The sequence below is a fragment of the Acinetobacter sp. AOR18_HL genome (assembly GCF_027855145.1).
GTDB classification, from domain to species: Bacteria; Pseudomonadota; Gammaproteobacteria; order Pseudomonadales; family Moraxellaceae; genus Acinetobacter; species Acinetobacter pittii.
The window spans coordinates 16,973-36,536 of sequence record NZ_JAKTIG010000080.1; the positions used below are offsets into that span (position 1 = coordinate 16,973).

Consider the following 19,564-nt stretch of genomic DNA (forward strand, 5'->3'; position numbering starts at 1 on the left):
TTTGGCGAATGGCATAGTATAAAAGATGCAAGGCATAGATTTACATACACATAGCAATATTTCTGATGGAACTTTGTCTCCGGAATTGCTTGTGCAAGCTGCTATAGATGTGAACTTGCATACGTTGGCTTTGACTGACCACGATACAATGGATGGGTTGCAGCGTGCAAAAATTGCTGCACAAGGCCATGATTTAAATATTATTTCTGGTGCAGAGATTTCTAGTCAATGGTCGCGCCCAACCACTAAGAAGAGTTATGGTGTACATATTGTTGCTTTAAATATGCAAGATGAAGCACCAATTTTAGAAGCATTAGAACAACAAAAAAGAATTAGAGCGCAAAGAGCTAAAGTGATTTGTGAGCTATTAGAAAAATGTATTGGTTTTCAGATTTATGATGATGTTCTTGCCAAAGTAGAAAATCAGGCGGATAGGGTAACAAGAACTCACATTGCTAAAACATTGGTCGAGAAAAATGTCGTGACTCGTCCTCAACAAGCATTTGATCGTTTCTTAAAAGAAGGAAAACGTGCTTTTGTAAAGTTTGAAGGACTAGGCTTAAAAGAAACTATTGATGTGATTCATCAAAGTAAAGGTTTCGCAGTATTAGCACACCCGACCCGTTATGATTTATCTGCAACTAACGTTCGTTATTTAATTGAATTATTCGCAACTTCAGGTGGAGACGCAATTGAGTTACCTCCACCAATGGAACCTCTATCTACTCGCCAAATGATTGATCGAATGATTGAACAATATCAGTTGGCAGTTTCAATTGGCAGTGATTTTCATGGTGAAAATATGCCATGGATTAAACTAGGAAATACACCTAAACCCACTGATAAGCAGCATGGGATTTGGGAACGTTTTGTTTAAACTCTTTACAGTAAGTTGTTATCTTGAGCCTGAATGGGTGGTGGAGTAGGTTTACCGAGCGTCCCTAATAGCTCAATCTCGATACTACGTACCATTGCATCTAGCGGTAAGTCATTACTTTGCGTACCGAAAGGCTCTTCAATTTCAGAGCTTAGAGCATCCAGACCCAAAAATGTGTATGCCAAAATTCCGACGAGTAAAGGTGTTGCTAATCCAAGCAATGAACCCAGACTAAACGGCAACATAAAACAGAAAAAATAGACTGTGCGGTTAAGTAAAACTGAATAAGCAAATGGAATAGGCGTATTGGCAATTCGGTCACAGCCAGTTTGTACGACGCTTAAGTCGGCAACATTCTTATTCATTTGTGCATAAATGATGTCAGAAATTTCGCCTTCTTTAAGTGCCTGCAACAATTCCCAGTGAATGAGACTGAGCGTGTACTGAGGGGCATTATTTTGTTGGTAGAGTTGAGTGAGTGCTTGCTGACTCATACCACTGGTTTGAATCAACTCAGTTGGGTTCGCCGTCTGACGACGTAAACGGTCACGCAATACATTAGCAAAAACAATCACATGTTGAATAACACGCTCACGGCGAGCTTGAGTTAAAATACGGCAGTCACGGTCAAAATGACGTGAAGTCGCAATGAGAACGCCCCATAATTTTCGCGCTTCCCACCAACGGTCATAACACGCCGTATTTTTAAATCCTAAAAAAATAGAAAGTACGACACCAATGAGCGTGAAGCCAACCAAAGGAATCTCTGGAAAGCGATAAAGATTGATGTATTCGACTCCACCAATGATTGCCGAGATCAGCATCACAACGCCTAGGGATGGCAAAATTTTGGGTAAAATTGTGCCTCGCCAAGAGAATAATACTTTGAAAATACTAGGCTGTTCCCGAACAATCATTTTATTTTAAACGTCGCTATTTTTGTTTTGATCTTCTAGGCTTAGTAGTACTTTGTCAATATCATTGAACTGATATTGTTGCTGGGTTGAGCAGTTGTTGTTCAGCAAAGGAAAAGCTCCCTTCTGGTGAGATAATAAAATGGTCAAGCAAACGAATTTCGACAAGCTGACAAGCCTGTTCAAGTTGCTGAGTTAAGGCAATATCTTCGGAAGAAGGCTGCGCTGATCCAAATGGATGATTGTGTGCAATAACGAGCTGGCAAGCATGTTGCTGTAAGGCGTAGCGTAAGGTTTGATTGATCGAAACTGCGCAATGCTTAACTGAACCAAAGAATAGCTTTTTAAAATGAAGCTTTCTTAATTCGGGATCTAGGCACAAAACAGCAAAGACTTCTTGTTTTTCGCCTTTTAACTCATAGCGCAGATAATCCAAAACTAAATCTGATGAATGAAGGCTGAGATTATTTGTCTGGAAGTGATGATCGAGATAACGCCGTCCGAGTTCTTTGACTGCCAGTAATTGTGAATATTTCGTTGCTCCAATGCCATTAAATTGAGTTAACTCACTAAATGAGGCATCAAACACGGCATTAAGATTACCGAAGTGCTGAATGAGTAAACGAGATAACTCGACTGCTGAATATTGCCGTGAACCTGAGCGAAGAAAAATCGCGAGTAGCTCAGCATCTGATAAACTTTGTGGACCTTGTTGTAATAACCGTTCTCTTGGCCGTTCTTGTTCAGGCCAATTTTTAATAGAAGTATTCATATTCCCCAACATAATTCGCTTAAAATTTTATTTTGTTTGCCCAATCAATCTTGGGTCTGCGCGTATTTAATGCTATTGTGAGCGCCACTGCAACAGAAAGGTATCCTGTTCGTGAGCTTTGATCTAAGCGTTATTCCTCATAAAAACATTGTTTTAGCTGTTACTGGCGGAATTGCTGCCTATAAAAGTGCCATCTTAGTCCGCCGCCTCAAAGATTATGGCTTTGACGTGCGAGTGGTGATGACACATGGTGCTCAGGCATTTATTACACCATTAACTTTTCAGGCTCTTTCTGGTAATCCTGTTCATACTGAACTTCTAGACCCTGCGGCTGAAGCGGGTATGGGACATATTGAATTAGCACGTTGGGCTGATTTATTACTAGTCGCACCTGCAAGCTGTGACACATTGGCTAAATTTGCGAATGGTTTGGCAGATGATTTACTCAGTACAGTTTTTTTGGCAACAAAATCTCCTGTTTGGGTAGCTCCGGCGATGAATCAGCAAATGTGGGCGGCTAAAGCAACTCAACGTAATTTGCAAACCTTGGTCGAAGATGGCGTACATGTGATCATGCCGGATGCGGGTGAGCAGGCTTGTGGTGATGTTGGCTTAGGCCGTATGCCTGAGCCAGAAGAAATTGCTCGCCAAGTCGCTGGCTATTTCCATCAAGCTCAACGTGCCATCGCTGAGAAATTTGGACTGTTGGCAGGTAAGCGAGTAGTTATTACTGCTGGGCCGACACGTGAAGCGATTGATCCTGTCCGTTATATCTCAAACCATAGTACTGGCAAAATGGGCTTTGCTTTAGCCGCTGCTTGTTATGCTGCTGGCGCGCAAGTGACTCTGATTGCGGGACCTGTAAGTTTAGATACGCCAAATGGTGTTCAACGTGTAAATGTTGCCTCAGCACGACAAATGCTCGATGTCAGTATGAGTTCACTAGAAACAGGCTGCGATATTTTTATTGCGACTGCGGCAGTTGCAGACTATCGCGTAGCAGAAGTTGCTGAGCATAAAATTAAAAAAGCAGGGGATGAGTTGAATGTTTCCCTTGTCAAAAATCCAGATATTGTGGCAACAATCGCAGGTCAGGAAAAACGTCCATTTATGGTGGGCTTTGCAGCCGAAACGCAAAATGTTGAAGAATATGCGGCAGGTAAACTTGTTGCTAAAAAATTAGACATGATTGCGTGTAACGATGTATCACGTGCTGATATTGGATTTGCTTCCGATGAGAATGCGATGACAGTTTTCTTTGCTGAAAGCTATCACATGAAAAAGCGGGAGTTGGAGAAAGCATCTAAACAGGAAATTTCTCAACAATTGGTTGAAGCTATTTCGGATGCATTACGCCGTAAATAATTTTTGAATCAAATAAAAAACCGCGAATGAATCGCGGTTTTTTATTTGTCTTGTTTTAGACAACTTAAGGAATTTCATCCTCAAATTCAGGTTTAACCTGAACGATGAAGTCTTGACGGTTAAGACCACGCCATAATGCAAATGCAGTACCGATATAAATCGAAGAATAAGTACCGACAAATACACCAACAAACATTGCCACAGAGAACCAGTGTAGACCATCACCACCTAAGAACATCATTGCTAGAACAACAAGTAATAATGTCATTGAGGTATGAATAGTACGACGCAAAGTCTCAGTTAACGCAATATCGACGATTTCACGAGGAGTCGCACCGCGAATTTTACGGAAATTTTCACGAATACGGTCTGACACTACAATGTTATCGTTAAGTGAGAAACCAATAACAGCAAGTACCGCAGCTAACACTGTAAGGTCAAATGGCCATTGGAATAATGCAAAAGCACCAATAATAATGATGATGTCGTGGAATAAAGACATTACAGCACCCATCGCGAGTTTGAACTCAAAGCGGATGGTTACGTAGATCAACATTAAGATAAGTGCAAGTGCAACGGCACCAGCAGAACGAACATAGAGCTCGTTACCAACCTGACCACCTACAGAGTCCACTTTATGAACTTCGGCAGCATTATTTGGTAATTGTACAGCCTTAGTGATCGCGTTATTGAGATCTTCAACCTTAACTTCTTGTACTGGCATACGCACAAGTAAGTCTTTATTACTGCCTAAGGTTTGTACTACAGCATCTTTAAAACCAGCTTTATCGAGCGCCTGAATAACTTCAGACTGATTGGCTGGTTGAGCATAGTTAAGCTCAGCTGAAACACCACCTGTAAAGTCTAAACCGAGGTTAAGACCTTTAGTCGCAATAAAGAAAATACTTGCCAAAGTAATCAGGATCGAGAAGATCGCTGCAGGTTTGGCAATCTTCATGAACGGGATGATTTTTGCATCATCCGGACGACCATATTGTTTTGAATCTTGTTGAGTCACTTTAGTCATCATCGATCTCCTTAAATGCTCAACTTTTTCAAATTACGACGTTTGCCATAAATGATTTGTACGATTGCACGAGTTACTGTAATTGCAGTAAACATCGAACAAATAATACCGATCATTAATGTCACGGCGAAACCTTTGATTGGGCCTGTACCAATTGCAAACAGAATGAATGCAACGAGGAACGTGGTTAAGTTCGAGTCAAAAATGGTGTTATAGGCTCGATCATAACCGGCCACAATGGCCTGTTTGGGTGAGGCCCCCCAGAGCATTTCTTCTCGGATACGCTCACATATCAATACGTTCGCATCGACCGCCATACCAATGGTAATAACGATACCGGCAATACCCGGTAAGGTGAGGGAAGCTCCAATCCATGACATCACGGTTAAAATCATTGCCAAGTTAAACACAAGAGCAAAGTTCGCGATTAAACCGAATACACGGAAGAAAACCACCATCCAGATTGCAACGAGCAAGAAGCCGATTTGAGTAGACAATACACCTTTATCAATGTTTTCTTGACCAAGGCTTGGACCTACTACACGCTCTTCAACAAAGTACATTGGCGCAGCCAAAGCACCAGCACGAAGCATTAATGCAAGTTCAGATGCTTCTTGAGGAGAACTTAAACCGGTAATACGGAAAGTCGAACCTAAAACAGCTTGAACTGTTGCAGCGTTAATGACTACAGACTCAGTATATGGCGTACGAACTTCTGTTTGTGCACCAGTTTTTGGATCTGTGACATAGTTAATTTTTTGCTTGTTCTCGATGAACAATACCGCCATGCGTTTACCAACCGCATTACGGGTTGCATCGGACATTAGCTTACCGCCAGCGCTGTCGAGCGTGATATTTACTTCGGCACCGCCAGAGTCCTGACTAAAGCCAGAGCTTGCATTTTGAACACGCTCACCAGTCAAGATTCGGTTACGTTGCAACAAGAGTTGACGACCGCTATCTAAAGACTCATAAGCAAAAACTTCTGTGCCCGGAGGTAAAGGTTGACCATTATATTTACCCGTATATGGATCGATATATTGATCATTTAAGTCAGAAACTAAACGGAATTCGAGGTTCGCAGTACGCCCTAAAACACGTTTAGCTTCAGCTGTATCTTGTACACCCGGTAATTCAACAACAATACGGTTGCTACCCTGACTTTGTACCAATGCTTCTGCAACACCAAGTTCGTTAATACGATTACGTAATGTTGTTAAGTTCTGATTTACCGCATATGACTGAATTTCTTGGCGACGTACATCGGTATAAGTAAGCTTTAAAGTAGAACCTGTAGAGCTTGCTAATGCCTGTTGGGTATATTCATTCCCATTACGACGTAAAAAATCCATTGCTGCATCACGGTCAGCATTGTCAGCAAATTGAACAGTGATCACATTATTCGTTAATGCAAGACTGTTAAATTTGATCTTGTTTTCACGGAACTGACGACGCAAATCGGTAGCAGAGGTTTCCATACGTTGGGCAACGGCTTTGTCCATATCTACTTCAAGCAAGAAGTGGACACCACCACGTAAGTCCAAACCAAGTTTCATTGGTTTTGCCCCAATCTTTTGCAGCCATTCCGGTGTGGTTGGTGCAAGGTTTAGGGCGACAACATATTCATCACCTAAGTCACGACGTAATACTTCTTTTGCCTTTAACTGCGCTTCAGATGAACTGACACGCAATAGGGCAGCATTATTTGTAAAAGTATTGTCATGGCTCGCAATATTTGCTGTTTTTAAAATTTGCTCTGCTTTTTTCACCACACTTTGATCAATTTGGGTACCAGCTTTGGCACCGGAAATTTGAACAGCGGGCTCATCCGGATATAGACTAGGCAGTGCGTATAATGTACTGATTACCAGAACAACCAGAATCAGTAAATATTTCCATGCAGGGTAACGCATTCGCTTTCTTCTTAAATGAAAAAGCCGTGCTAAAGCACGACTGTTTTATGATTAAAGGTTATTTAGAGTGCCTTCAGGTAATACTGAAATTACGCTGGCACGCTGAATTTTTACTTCTACACCACGGCTAAGTTCAACAACTGCATAGTCACCTTCAATTTTGGTTACTTTGCCCATTAAACCGCCAGCAAAAACAACTTCACTACCAACACCTAAGCTCTCGATTAAAGAACGGTGTTCTTTAGCACGTTTTGCTTGAGGGCGCCAAATTAAGAAATAAAAGATTGCAACGAATACGACAATCATCAAGATGTTTGGCAAAATACCATTAGTTGGGCCAGCTGCCGGTGCTGCATGAGCAGCAGAAATTAAAAAGCTCATTTTGATTTCCTAAAGTTAAAAATATGAGTCAGATAACTGACATAATCCTAATTCGTTTTGCAATTTACCTTGTCTTGAGGTTGAGCGCAAATCTGGCTTATTCATCAACCGGACATGGTGGAACTTCTAAACCACGACGGGCATAAAAGTCCTGAACAAATTCATCAAATGTGCCATTGTCTAATGCATCACGCATACCTTCAGTCAAACGTTGGTAATAACGTAAGTTATGAATAGTACCGAGCATAGACGCCAACATTTCTCCACATTTTTCAAGGTGGAATAGATAAGCGCGGGTAAAGTTCTTACAAGTGTAGCAATCGCAATGTGGATCGAGCGGGCTCTGGTCATGGCGATATTTACTATTACGAATACGTACCAGACCATCAGTGACAAAATAATGACCGTTTCGCGCATTACGAGTCGGCATTACACAGTCAAACATATCGACACCGCGGCGCACCGCTTCAACGATATCTTCTGGTTTACCAACGCCCATCAAATAACGAGGTTTGTCATGTGGCATTTTATTCGGTAGATAATCTAAAACTTTGATCATCTCTTCTTTAGGTTCACCTACAGATAAACCGCCAATTGCGTAACCGTCAAAGCCGATTTCTAAAAGGCCATTTAAAGACTCATCGCGTAAGTCTTCATACATGCCACCTTGAATAATGCCAAATAACGCATTGTGATTTTTGAGCTCATCATGATGATGGGTTTTACAACGTTTTGCCCAGCGTAAAGAAAGCTGCAATGATTTTTGAGCTTCTTCATGTGTCGCAGGGTAAGGCGTACACTCATCAAAAATCATAACGATGTCAGAGTTCAAGACCTGCTGAATTTCCATAGAAATTTCAGGTGATAAAAATACTTTTGAACCATCAATCGGTGAGCGGAAAGTAACACCTTCCTCTTTGATTTTGCGCATTGCGCCAAGACTAAAAACCTGGAAACCGCCAGAGTCAGTCAAAATTGGCTTATTCCATTTAATAAAGTCATGCAAACCACCGTGTTCTTTAATCACTTCAAGACCCGGACGCAAATATAAATGGAACGTATTTCCTAAAATAATTTGTGCCTGAATGTCTTCGATGTCACGAGGTAACATGCCTTTGACTGTACCGTAAGTCCCCACTGGCATAAAAACAGGTGTTTCAACAACACCATGTTCTAAAGTTAAACGACCACGACGGGCGCGCCCCGACTGACCTAATTTTTCAAACTTCATCTAAAAATCCTGAACACGAGCAGAGGCGAAGAAACAGTTCGCTGCTAAAAAGAGGGCTATTTTCCTTGATTCTGCGATGTAGTTCTACTACTAAATGTAGCTGTTATATAAAAAGATTGGAGAAACTAAGGATAGGTTTTATGGCATAGATATTTTAATGAAGGAAATATCTAAAATTCAGGCTTATAAAAATTATAATCGACTTGGTAAAGCTAATCGATATTGCTAAATATTTGCATCCTTATTATAGAAGATGTTTATAGATGATTAACAATATCGATCAGAATTTAGTTTTTAAACTTCTAGCTTATCAATCAGCATTGCATCGCCATAGCTAAAGAAACGATAGCGGCTTTTAACTGCATGTTCATAGGCAGCCAAAATGTTGTCTCGATTTGATAGCGCTGATACCAACATGAGCAGGGTAGACTCTGGTAAATGGAAGTTGGTAATTAAACGGTCCACGATGCAGAACTCATAACCCGGATAGATAAAGATTTGTGTGTCACCCGTCCAAGCTGCAATTTTACCGCCATGAGCTTGAGCTGCACTTTCTAAAGCACGTGTCGCGGTTGTACCAATGGCAATCACTTTATTGCCGCGTGCTTTAGTCGCCAAAATTAAATCAATAGTTTCTTGAGGAACATCACACCATTCACTGTGCATGACATGATTGGTAATGTCATCAGTACGAACAGGCATAAATGTGCCAGCACCGACGTGTAAAGTCACAAAAGATTTTTGAACATTTTTTTGCTCTAACTTTGCTAGTAACTCTTCGTCAAAGTGCAAGCTTGCAGTAGGAGCGGCAACACTGGCAATTTTTTCAGGATTATGGAAAACCGTTTGATAGCGTTCAGTATCAATTTCTTCTGCTTCACGGTTAAAGTAAGGCGGAATAGGTAACTGACCATATTGCTCAAGTACAGGCAAGATGGGCTGTGAAAACTCAACCACAAATAAATTTTCGTGACGACCACGAACAATCACAGGAATGTTATCTGCACCAACAAAAAGCTCAGCATCTGCTTTAGGTGAGTTGCTCGATTTAATATGACAATACGCTGTAGTGTGGTTCAGCATGCGCTCAACCAAAATCTCGATAGCACCGCCTGTAGAGCGTTTTCCTTTAAGTCGCGCTTTCATGACCTTGGTGTCATTAAGCACCAACAAATCACCTTCTTCGAACAGATCGATAATGTCTGTGAACATGTGATCGTGATATTGACCCTTTGAATCTAGGTGCAACAACCGCGAAGCACTACGTGATTCGAGAGGGTAACGGGCAATAAGTTCATCAGGTAATTCAAAGGAAAAGTCAGACAGTTGCATATTTAGAAAAAACACCGCAAAAATTGGGCCTAGTATAAACTTTTTCGCTTTTTTATGGCTGTGCTTCTGACCTAAATCATGAAAAATGTTTAAATGATCTAAAAGTGAACGATAATATTCACTTAGGGTTTGACAAGTTTTACAAACGCGCTAATATACGCAACACAAACATACTTCCTCTCCCGAGGTGGTGAAATTGGTAGACGCGGCGGACTCAAAATCCGCTGTCAGAGATGACGTGTCGGTTCGAGTCCGACCCTCGGGACCATATTCAGAATCGTAAGATTCTACGAAAACCCCTAAGTTAACGGCTTAGGGGTTTTTTGTTGGGTATAAAAAAGTGGATAGAGCTTAAGAAATTATTATTTGATCCCGAGGGTCGGACTCGAATTTCTAGCTATAAATTTAGAGCTTATAAAAATCTTTCATTTTTTAAGCTCAAGAAGTTCTTCTTTAAATACCAAACATGTTTGATAAAAGCGAAACTGAGTAAGAATCTAAGCTCTTATTCAAAATAATATTTTTTGACCATCTCTTACGAGTATTCCGAACTCGTATTTCTAACATCTTACAACTCTTTACCTTCAAACATTTGTTGTATTTTCCTCAAGCATACCCACTTTATGTATCTGAAAACCTTTAATTGAAACTTCACATTTCTATTTTGAAAAGAACGTTGCTCTTTTAATGTACTGTGTTAAAGTTTGTAGTAGATCATAATGATTATAAGTACATTTCTTGAGAGCGGTTCCGACCAAAAACGACATAATCTGTGAGGCGGGCAATGACATTCCAACGTTTAGAACTAAATCAGGTTGAGCAGTTAAGTGCTTGTAGGATATCTCTGTTGCTTGGATTAAATGCCGAGCAGAACTACATCGAGCAATTTTTCCGGTTTAGTCTTCGTCTTTTGAATTGTAAAAAAGCCTTATTGACTTTTAATGAGGAACCCTACTTTTGGCACCGTTGCCCTGAAGGCATGACCGCCATTTCGTTTAAGCCATCGAAGCATTTAAAACAGTGCTTCGCCAAACAACAGATCATTAATCACTTACATCCTTCATATCAAAATTTAATCAACTATTTAAAAGAATTAAATATTGAGTGCAGCAGGGCATTGGCCGTGCATCTTTTACATCCTGATAAAACCTCGATGGGGTTTGCTGTCTTTTTTGATGACGATGCTGCAACGTTTGAAGATGATGATATTCAATTATTGCTCGATTATTGTTCTACTTTTATGCAACAAGTTGAGTTGAAGTTTAACTATGAAGAGTTAAATGAACTTTATGAACAACAAGTTGCGATTAATTCGAGTAAGACGAAATTCTTTTCGATTATCTCACATGACTTACGTGCACCGTTTCATGGATTACTTGGATTTTCTGAAGTACTTGCCAAAGAGCGTGAAACCTTAGATGAATCTAGTATTCAAAATATTGCAGATTATTTATATGACACCTCACAATCGACCTATAACTTGCTTGAAAGTTTGCTGACATGGGCGATGGCTGAGGGAGGGCGTTTTGTTTATCACCCAATTAACTTTAAGCTTAGACAAGTCAGCAATATCGTTTGTGATGTACTGCACACATTAGCTTTAAAGAAAAATATTGAACTGGTGAATGGTGTTCCAGATGATTTAAATATCTACGCCGATATCAATATGATGACCTCTGTAATTCAAAACTTGGTGTCAAATGCGCTGAAATTTACCGACATTGATGGATCGGGCAAAGTCTTTATTGAAGCTCAACAAGCGGATGCAAATGTAGAAATTACTGTTCGAGATACAGGTCTGGGTATGACCGAGCAACAAATAGCAAATTTATTCCATCCACGTATTACCGCTAGTTTTAAAGGCACTGCAGGTGAAAAAGGTGCCGGCTTAGGTTTGAGTCTTTGCAAGCGTTTTGTCGAGATTAATCAGGGGCAAATTACTGTTAGCTCCAAAGAAGGGGTAGGAACGACATTTAAGGTTCTATTACCTTCAGCTCAAGAAAGTCATGAGGTACATACCGAACATCATTCTTCATCAGAAGCAAAATTAGTCTAATCCCTTTTCCTAACACTACTCGAACTGCTATAACTAAAAACAGAGTACGAGGAAAAGAGCTTTTTATATGAATGCGGAGCAGTTACAAAAAACATTGCGTGCCAGCCAGTACGCAGAACAAGTTTTAGGTTTGCATCAAGCTGTTTTACAACAAGATTATCAAATAGATCAATTTACTGCACCGCTCTCGACCGAACAGATTTACCAATTTGTACAGACCACGCTAGATGGGATTGGTGATGAAACGCTTTGGATGCGCGAAATGCGCATTTTACGTAGCCGTTTAATGTTCCGCTGGATCTGGCAGGATGCCAATCAGCTTACCGATGTTGTCACACTCACTCGCGAACTTTCTGATTTTGCAGATGCCAGTATCTGTGCTGCAAAAGATTTTGCACGTGTCGCACTTGTGACGAAACACGGTGAACCTGTGAGTTACTCTGGCAAAGTTCAAGATTTGATTGTGGTTGCCATGGGTAAACTTGGTGCTCAAGAGCTTAATTTGTCGAGTGATATCGACTTAATTTTTGCCTTTGATGAGCAAGGTGAAACCAACGGTCGCAAATGTATTGATGTACAGCAGTTCTGTATTTTGTGGGGACAAAAACTCATTTATTTGCTTGAACACATCACCGCAGATGGTTTTGTGTTTCGAGTTGATATGCGCTTACGTCCTTGGGGGGATGGCTCGGCATTAGCGATTAGTCATGCCGCTTTAGAAAAATATTTAAGTCAACATGGCCGTGAGTGGGAACGTTATGCGTGGATTAAAGCGCGTGTAGTGACTGGAGGTAAAGAAGGGCAGGATTTGTTAGAAATGACACGTCCTTTTGTGTTCCGCCGTTATGTCGATTACACCGCTTTTGCTGCCATGCGTGATATGAAAGCGATGATTGAGCGCGAAGTCTTACGTCGTCATATTGAGGATGATATTAAACTCGGAGCAGGTGGTATTCGTGAAATTGAGTTTATTGTTCAGGTCTTCCAGCTTATTTATGGCGGGTCTAAACGTGAGTTACAAGACCGTCAATGTTTAGTTAGTCTTGAGCACATTGGTGAAGCTGGCTTATTAGAAAAACAAGCTGTATTAGAACTTGAAGATGCTTACCTATTCTTACGCCGTGTTGAACACGCGATTCAAGCCCTTAATGACCAACAAACCCAATTATTACCAGAAGAATTAGACTTAAGACAACGCATTATAGATACCTTAGGTTTCACTAGCTGGAAGGAGTTTCTTGATGTTCTTAATGAGAAACGTCAAAAAGTAAAAGTTCAATTTAAGCAGCTCATTGAAGATACAAGTTCAAATGCCGCAACTGAAAATTTCGGACAGTTAGAGCAGCAGTTAGATGAAGTGTTGGATGACAATGCGAGAAATCTGATTCATGAGTTTTGGCATGGTCATGCACTTAAGAAACTCCCTTCAAATGCTGTGCAGCGTTTAAAAACCTTCTGGCCTCATTTAATTGAAGCCATCTTGCAATCAGAACAACCACAAACTGCACTGTTGCGCTTAATGCCACTTATTGAATCAGTCATGCGTCGAACCGTGTATTTGGTGATGTTGATTGAAAGTAAGGGGGCACTGCAACGCTTAGTGAAAATGGCGACGGTGAGTCCGTGGATTTGTGAAGAGCTAACGCAATATCCAGTACTGCTGGATGAGTTCTTATCGATGGATTTCGAGTTGCCAAAGCGTAAGGACCTAGAAGACTCATTACGTCAGCAATTGCTTCGCATTGAAATTGATCAGGTCGAAGACCAAATGCGAGCACTTCGCCTGTTTAAAAAGAGCAATGTACTCACTGTTGCTGCAAGTGATGTGTTAGCTGAAAGCCCATTAATGAAAGTATCTGATGCATTGACTGATATTGCTGAAGTCAGTGTAAACGCAACTCTCCATTTAGCTTATCAGACCGTGGCGAAGCGTCATGGTTACCCATGTGATGTTGATGGAAAACGTTGCTCTCTAGACTACAAAGCTTTTGCTGTCATTGGTTATGGCAAAGTGGGTGGTATTGAGCTGGGCTATGGTTCTGACTTAGATCTTGTCTTTATTCATTATCTAGATGAACAAGCTGATACGGATGGAACGAAGTCAATTAGTGGCTTTGAGTTTGCTATGCGTGTTGCTCAAAAGTTTATGTCTTTGATGACTACGCAAACGCTAGATGGTCGTGTCTATGAAATTGATACACGGTTAAGACCTTCAGGTGAAGCAGGTTTATTGGTAACAAGCTTGAAAGCCTATGAACACTATCAGTTGAAAAGTGCATGGCTTTGGGAACACCAGGCATTAGTACGTGCCCGTTCTATTGCAGGTGATGAGGTGCTTTGCCAGAAATTTGAAATATTTCGACGCGAGATATTGACTCAATCTAGAGATGAGGCTTATGTTCGTGAGGAAGTGTTGAAAATGCGTCAGAAAATGAAAGACCACCTAGGTTCGTCTTCTGAACAAAAAAAACATGGTATTTTTCATTTAAAACAGGACGCAGGTGGTATCGTCGATATCGAATTTATGGCACAGTATGCTGTACTTGCATGGAGCGGGACGAAACCCGATCTCGCCCATTATTCTGATAATGTAAGAATATTAGAAGATGCTGCTAAAGCAGACTGCTTATCCAGTGAAGATGCCACAGCATTAATTCGAGCCTATCTTAGTGAACGTGCCGAAAGCCACCGTTTAGCCCTTGCAAATCAATCCATGCAAGTCAGCGCAGCGGACTGGCGTAGTACCCGTGCGGTCGTTTGCAATTTATGGCAAAGATTAATAGACCCAACCGCTTCGGTTGAGTTGGATAGTGAATGATTTTATAACAATTTGGAGTGTTCCATGAATTTGGCTGATCGTGATGGTTTTATTTGGCAAGATGGAAAATTAATTGATTGGCGTGATGCAAAGATTCACGTTTTAACCCATACATTACACTACAGTATGGGCGTATTTGAAGGTGTTCGTGCTTATGAAACGCCTAAAGGTACAGCGATTTTCCGTCTTCAAGACCACACAAAACGTTTGTTAAATTCAGCAAAAATTTATCAAATGAAAGTGCCGTATGATCAAGCAACGCTTGAACAAGCACAAATCGATGTTGTTCGTGAAAATAAATTAGCTTCTTGCTATTTACGCCCGTTGATCTGGATCGGTTCAGAGAAACTAGGTATTGCAGCAACAAATAACACAATTCATGCCGCTGTTGCTGCGTGGGCGTGGGGTGCATACCTTGGTGATGAAGCGATGGCTAAAGGTATTCGCGTTAAAACTTCATCATTTACTCACCATCATCCAAACGTGACTATGTGTAAAGCAAAAGCATCTGGTAACTACACGTTGTCAATTCTTGCTCACCAAGAAGTTGCACACTCAGGTTACGATGAAGCAATGTTAATGGACCCACAAGGTTATGTATGCCAAGGTTCAGGTGAAAACGTATTCTTGATTAAAGATGGCGTTTTACACACTCCAGATATCGCTGGTGGTGCACTTGACGGTATTACACGCCAAACTGTGATGACAATCGCTAGAGATCTTGGTTACCAAGTTGTTGAGCGCCGTATTACACGTGACGAATTCTATATTGCAGACGAAGCATTCTTCACAGGTACTGCTGCTGAAGTAACACCAATTCGTGAATACGATGACCGTCCAATCGGTTCGGGTACTCGTGGCCCAATTACCACTGAAATCCAAAAAACTTACTTTGATGCGGTTCAAGGTAGAAATCCGAAATATGAACACTGGTTAACTTACGTAAAATAAGTTAATCCGTTAACATAAAAAGGCGAACTTCGGTTTCGCCTTTTTTATTTTTTGGCTTAGGGAGCTTCTATGCATATTGTCTATGTGTCTGATGGTAAGGCAGGGCACCGCTCACAAGCATTAGGCTTGTTTCAGGCAATGCAAAGACAACAGCCAGAAACAACTTTTGAAGAGGTCCTAATTTCTGATTTACCTATTATTTCCTTAATTCAGGCACTCTTCTCTTCGAAAAATTCCTTATTTAAACAAGCGCCTGATTTTGTATTTGGCGTGGGAAGCCACACACATTTTCGTGTTTTGTTGCTCGGTAGAATTTTTAAAAAGGCTAAAACGATTATTTTAATGAAGCCGAGTTTACCTATTGGTTGCTTTGATTATGCTGTTATTCCGGAGCATGATGGTATTCACGCCGATAACCATGTGATTGTCACGCGTGGTGCATTAAATCCTATCCGTAATGAAAATCGTCATCAAACCGCGAGAGTTTTAATCGCTTTAGGTGGTTCATCTAAACGACATCAATGGAACCAAAATAAAGTATTAACCAGTGTTCAAAAAATTGTTGAGAATAATCCAGACGCTGAAATTATTCTGACCACTTCACGTCGAACCCCAGCAGAGTTTGTCGATATTTTAAGGCAACAAAGTTTTGCCCAGCATTTACACATATTTCCAGTTGATCAAACACCCCAAGGCTGGATTTTCGAAGAAATGCAAAAAGCAGAAGCAGTTTGGGTGACAGAAGACAGCGTCTCTATGATTTTTGAGGCGCTTACCGCGGGTTGTCGAGTCGGGGTGATGGCAATGGACCGTTTGAAAGACGACCGGATTACGCACTCAGTTGACCAAATGTTAGAATCAAAATTAATCTCACAGCAGACTTATGTTGTACAGTTACCACAACCTTATGCTTTTAAAGAAGCAGACCGTGTGGCAACATATCTTTTAGCAAAATAATGAGTTTGAGATTGTGCTATATATACTGATTTTATTGGTTCTGCTTATCTTCGTATTAAGTTATAAGTATGCTTGGTGGAAGCCGAAAATAAGTTGGAATCAGCCTCGTATATTGATGTATCACATGGTCAGAAACCATATTGATGGTGCTAAATTTAATAAACTTCGTGTGAAACCCGCTGAATTTGAAAAGCAGATTGCCTGGATGAAATCACAAGGATTCCATTTTGTAACTATGCAAGAGTTACAAAATGGTTGGGGGGAACACCCTGCTAAAACAATAGCAATTACATTTGATGATGGTTATTTAGATAACTTACAAAATGCCTATCCAATTTTAGAAAAATATCAAGCAAAAGCAACAGTTTATGTGGTGGTTGACCGTCATGATAGAGATTGGTCAACTTATAAAAAAGAACATCACAATAGTGGTGAACTTATGCGTGAAGCTAAGTTGAATGATGCCCAAGTCAAGCAACTCGCAGACAGTGGGCTGATTGAAATTGGTTCACATACATTGACGCATGCCAATTTAAATAAACTCAGTGATGCCGATTGTTTAAGAGAATTGACTGACTCAAAGCAACAACTTGAGCAATTAATTTGCAAACCCGTGACCAGTTTTGCATATCCATTTGGGATTTATTCAGACCGCGATGTCAAACTGGTAAAACAGTCAGGGTATAGCAATGCTGTAACGACTGTAGAAGGAATTGAAGGCGAACAGCCAGACTTTTTTCAACTACAACGTATTAAAATCAGTGGTAAAGATTCATTATTTGCTGTCAAGCTCCGTTTAAAGCTTGGTAAGCGTGAGGGATAAGCATGAAAATTACTCTTGTAATGGCGAGTGATGAGGAAGGGGGACTAGAAAAGCATGTACTTGAGTTGGCTGCTGGTTTGTCACAATCACATGAAGTATCTTTAATTGCACATCAGAAATATAAAAGTCAGGTGAAAAGTGCGGTGAACTTTGTGGCTTTCGACATGAGTGGTAGCCGTTATAACCCATGGACAAAATATCGGCTTAAAAAATTAATATTGGCGACAGAGCCACAAGTGCTACATGCTCATGCTTCGAAAACAGCAAAACTTTTACAAGGTATATTGAATAGTTTGAATTTTCCATGTGTTGTAACCATGCATGGTGCAAAAAAGAATATTAAAACCTATTTGGCATTTGATCATATTATTTGTGTAAGTAAACGTCTTGCACAAATAGTAGGGCAACCACATAAAGTAAGTGTGGTTTATAATGGGATTTCCTTAAATATAACTGCTCAACCATTTGTAAAGAATAGAAAATTTATTGCAATAGGCCGTTTAAATGAAGTGAAAGGTTTTAATCTTTTATTAGCCGCTTGGCAGAACATTCCTTGTGAATTAACTATTATTGGTGATGGTGAAGAACGGGACAGACTGGAAAAATTGATTAAAGAATATCAGTTAGCTGATCGTGTTAAGCTATATGGTTATAGTAATAATATTCATCCATTGATTGCGGAACATGAAGCCTTAATTGTTTCATCTTTACGTGAAGGCGGTCCTTATACACTTGCTGAGACCTTGTTGCTTGAGCGACCAGTTATTGGTACAAATGTCGGGATGATGTCTGAATTTATTCCCACAGAATTTTTATGTGAACCTAATAATATATTGGCTTTACAGCAGCTCATCCAAAATTATTTAAAAATATCTGATCCAGAGAGTAGTTTTAAAACTGCTTATGTACTAGCACAAGAACAACTTACTTTCACGAAAATGATTGATCATACAGTACAAGTATATCAGTCACTGTTTTCAGTATAGGATTATGTATTGATGACACAACAAAAGGATTTTATTCTTGCATTGACAGATGGTAAACCTGGTCACGAAACTCAAACTCAGGGAATGGTTCAGCTATTGAATCAACAGAAAAACTATCAAGTGGAATGGATTCAACTAAATTTACCTAAGAAATGGTTATACCGTGTTCTTAAGTTTCTGTCCAATTTTTCAATAAATACTCATTGGTTATGCTATTTCCTTGATATGAAAACTATCAAGTCGTTAGAACAGAAACAAGTTGCATATATTGTATCAGCGGGGGGAAATACCTTGCTCGCCAATTTGTTGTTAAAACAACATTTACGCAATAATCAAGCCATTAAAAATTTAGTAGCGAGTTCATTACGAGGAATTCGTGCTGATTTATTCGATGTGGTATTTACCATTCATGATCAACAAGCTACATTGCCACATTACTTTTACTACCCAGTTGCACCTAATAAAATGTGTGCTTTGCCTTTGACACGTGATCAGGCACGTGAGCATTTAGGAATTCACAGTGCTGAATTAGTGATAGCAGTTCTAATTGGTGCGAATACCAAAACAGTCAAAATCGGTGATGCTGTACAATGGGCAACTGTTTTACAACAGATTCGGTTGCAATATCCAACAGCGAGATTATTAGTTACGACATCGCGTAGAACGTCAGTTAATTTCGAAAAAGAGTTACAAGAGCTTACTGAACAGTACGATATTTTTCAGGCAAATGACTTGCTAACATGGGTTGCACAAGGGCAAAGTTGTGATATTAAAGACTACATTAAAGCAGCTGATTGGATTTTAGCGAGCCCAGACTCAACCTCGATGGTTGCAGAGGTTATTATGTCCGGAAGCAAATTGCTAGTACTTTATGATGAAGTTGCAGTACAGGATGTGGCTATCAAACAACAATTAAACTCCTTAGCTCAACAGCGGTGGTTATATTTATTAAATTTTTTAGATGCTCATCAAATTGTTGAGGCTGTCCAAAAATTAAAAGTACAAGACCATACGGGAGAGATGACTCGGAAATTGAATAATATTTTGGGAAAATAAACTAAATATTTAGATTTTATTTTTTAATAATCGCCAACTTGATCATTCAATATATCAAATTCTAGATAAATTTAAAAAATAAAAAGAGCAGGAATCTCCTCTTTT

The 19,564-nt window shown here is 40.1% G+C and carries 16 protein-coding genes and 1 tRNA gene; 10 read left to right on the plus strand and 7 right to left on the minus strand.

Annotation, left to right across the window (positions count from 1 at the left end; genetic code table 11):
- Positions 1–25: 25 nt before the first annotated feature.
- Complete coding sequence (locus tag MKL51_RS18905; protein ID WP_017482209.1) at positions 26–877, plus strand: PHP domain-containing protein; 852 nt, start codon at positions 26–28, stop codon at positions 875–877.
- Positions 878–882: 5 nt separating this feature from the next.
- Here MKL51_RS18905 and MKL51_RS18910 read toward each other — a convergent pair whose 3' ends face one another.
- Entirely contained in the window at positions 883–1,794 is a 912-nt protein-coding gene (locus MKL51_RS18910) for a bestrophin family protein (protein WP_005064169.1), read from the minus strand.
- 61 nt (positions 1,795–1,855) lie between these two features.
- Positions 1,856–2,575: a RadC family protein gene (gene radC / locus MKL51_RS18915; protein WP_017482208.1), complete on the minus strand. Its 720-nt coding sequence runs from the start codon at positions 2,573–2,575 to the stop codon at positions 1,856–1,858.
- Between the two features lie 99 nt (positions 2,576–2,674).
- On the opposite strand from radC, the gene coaBC reads away from it, so the two are divergent.
- Positions 2,675–3,928 carry a bifunctional phosphopantothenoylcysteine decarboxylase/phosphopantothenate--cysteine ligase CoaBC gene (gene coaBC, locus MKL51_RS18920; RefSeq protein ID WP_002116235.1) on the plus strand — a complete coding sequence of 418 codons (1,254 nt, stop codon included), beginning with the start codon at positions 2,675–2,677 and terminating at the stop codon, positions 3,926–3,928.
- Positions 3,929–3,992: 64 nt separating this feature from the next.
- Here the strand turns inward: coaBC and secF are convergent, their stop codons facing one another.
- From secF to queA, 5 genes are all read right to left on the minus strand, one after another.
- Entirely contained in the window at positions 3,993–4,958 is a 966-nt protein-coding gene (secF, locus tag MKL51_RS18925; RefSeq protein WP_014207646.1) for a protein translocase subunit SecF, read from the minus strand.
- An 8-nt stretch (positions 4,959–4,966) separates the two neighbouring features.
- The gene (gene secD / locus MKL51_RS18930) at positions 4,967–6,868 is read right to left on the minus strand and encodes a protein translocase subunit SecD (protein WP_002116237.1); all 1,902 of its coding nucleotides are present in this window, start codon (positions 6,866–6,868) and stop codon (positions 4,967–4,969) included.
- Between the two features lie 51 nt (positions 6,869–6,919).
- Entirely contained in the window at positions 6,920–7,249 is a 330-nt protein-coding gene (yajC, locus tag MKL51_RS18935) for a preprotein translocase subunit YajC (protein ID WP_002116168.1), read from the minus strand.
- A gap of 97 nt (positions 7,250–7,346) precedes the next feature.
- The gene (gene tgt / locus MKL51_RS18940) at positions 7,347–8,480 is read right to left on the minus strand and encodes a tRNA guanosine(34) transglycosylase Tgt (RefSeq protein WP_002116306.1); all 1,134 of its coding nucleotides are present in this window, start codon (positions 8,478–8,480) and stop codon (positions 7,347–7,349) included.
- Between the two features lie 294 nt (positions 8,481–8,774).
- The gene (queA, locus tag MKL51_RS18945; RefSeq protein WP_262448588.1) at positions 8,775–9,812 is read right to left on the minus strand and encodes a tRNA preQ1(34) S-adenosylmethionine ribosyltransferase-isomerase QueA; all 1,038 of its coding nucleotides are present in this window, start codon (positions 9,810–9,812) and stop codon (positions 8,775–8,777) included.
- Between the two features lie 181 nt (positions 9,813–9,993).
- On the opposite strand from queA, the gene MKL51_RS18950 reads away from it, so the two are divergent.
- The 8 genes from MKL51_RS18950 to MKL51_RS18985 all read left to right on the plus strand — a co-directional run bounded on the left by MKL51_RS18950 (position 9,994) and on the right by MKL51_RS18985 (position 19,459).
- A tRNA-Leu gene (locus MKL51_RS18950) sits at positions 9,994–10,080 on the plus strand.
- Positions 10,081–10,596: 516 nt separating this feature from the next.
- Complete coding sequence (locus MKL51_RS18955; protein WP_017482207.1) at positions 10,597–11,868, plus strand: sensor histidine kinase; 1,272 nt, start codon at positions 10,597–10,599, stop codon at positions 11,866–11,868.
- A gap of 67 nt (positions 11,869–11,935) precedes the next feature.
- Entirely contained in the window at positions 11,936–14,686 is a 2,751-nt protein-coding gene (gene glnE / locus MKL51_RS18960; RefSeq protein ID WP_017482206.1) for a bifunctional [glutamate--ammonia ligase]-adenylyl-L-tyrosine phosphorylase/[glutamate--ammonia-ligase] adenylyltransferase, read from the plus strand.
- Positions 14,687–14,710: 24 nt separating this feature from the next.
- Entirely contained in the window at positions 14,711–15,637 is a 927-nt protein-coding gene (locus tag MKL51_RS18965) for a branched-chain amino acid transaminase (protein WP_004705670.1), read from the plus strand.
- Between the two features lie 69 nt (positions 15,638–15,706).
- Complete coding sequence (locus MKL51_RS18970) at positions 15,707–16,594, plus strand: mitochondrial fission ELM1 family protein (protein ID WP_002116427.1); 888 nt, start codon at positions 15,707–15,709, stop codon at positions 16,592–16,594.
- Positions 16,595–16,607: 13 nt separating this feature from the next.
- The gene (locus tag MKL51_RS18975; RefSeq protein ID WP_005064195.1) at positions 16,608–17,417 is read left to right on the plus strand and encodes a polysaccharide deacetylase family protein; all 810 of its coding nucleotides are present in this window, start codon (positions 16,608–16,610) and stop codon (positions 17,415–17,417) included.
- Between the two features lie 2 nt (positions 17,418–17,419).
- Positions 17,420–18,403 (plus strand): glycosyltransferase, encoded by a 984-nt coding sequence (locus tag MKL51_RS18980; protein ID WP_002116302.1) that lies wholly within the window; start codon positions 17,420–17,422, stop codon positions 18,401–18,403.
- A gap of 12 nt (positions 18,404–18,415) precedes the next feature.
- Positions 18,416–19,459, plus strand: coding sequence for an ELM1/GtrOC1 family putative glycosyltransferase (locus MKL51_RS18985; RefSeq protein WP_005064198.1), 1,044 nt, complete (start codon positions 18,416–18,418; stop codon positions 19,457–19,459).
- The last annotated feature ends 105 nt before the right edge of the window (positions 19,460–19,564 follow it).

Coding starts and splice junctions, on each gene's coding strand:
- MKL51_RS18905 (WP_017482209.1), top strand. CDS start 26: ATGCAAGGCATAGATTTACATACACATAGCAATATTTCTGATGGAACT.
- MKL51_RS18910 (WP_005064169.1), bottom strand. CDS start 1,794: ATGATTGTTCGGGAACAGCCTAGTATTTTCAAAGTATTATTCTCTTGG.
- radC (WP_017482208.1), bottom strand. CDS start 2,575: ATGTTGGGGAATATGAATACTTCTATTAAAAATTGGCCTGAACAAGAA.
- secF (WP_014207646.1), bottom strand. CDS start 4,958: ATGATGACTAAAGTGACTCAACAAGATTCAAAACAATATGGTCGTCCG.
- secD (WP_002116237.1), bottom strand. CDS start 6,868: ATGCGTTACCCTGCATGGAAATATTTACTGATTCTGGTTGTTCTGGTA.
- yajC (WP_002116168.1), bottom strand. CDS start 7,249: ATGAGCTTTTTAATTTCTGCTGCTCATGCAGCACCGGCAGCTGGCCCA.
- tgt (WP_002116306.1), bottom strand. CDS start 8,480: ATGAAGTTTGAAAAATTAGGTCAGTCGGGGCGCGCCCGTCGTGGTCGT.
- queA (WP_262448588.1), bottom strand. CDS start 9,812: ATGCAACTGTCTGACTTTTCCTTTGAATTACCTGATGAACTTATTGCC.
- MKL51_RS18955 (WP_017482207.1), top strand. CDS start 10,597: ATGACATTCCAACGTTTAGAACTAAATCAGGTTGAGCAGTTAAGTGCT.
- glnE (WP_017482206.1), top strand. CDS start 11,936: ATGAATGCGGAGCAGTTACAAAAAACATTGCGTGCCAGCCAGTACGCA.
- MKL51_RS18965 (WP_004705670.1), top strand. CDS start 14,711: ATGAATTTGGCTGATCGTGATGGTTTTATTTGGCAAGATGGAAAATTA.
- MKL51_RS18970 (WP_002116427.1), top strand. CDS start 15,707: ATGCATATTGTCTATGTGTCTGATGGTAAGGCAGGGCACCGCTCACAA.
- MKL51_RS18980 (WP_002116302.1), top strand. CDS start 17,420: ATGAAAATTACTCTTGTAATGGCGAGTGATGAGGAAGGGGGACTAGAA.
- MKL51_RS18985 (WP_005064198.1), top strand. CDS start 18,416: ATGACACAACAAAAGGATTTTATTCTTGCATTGACAGATGGTAAACCT.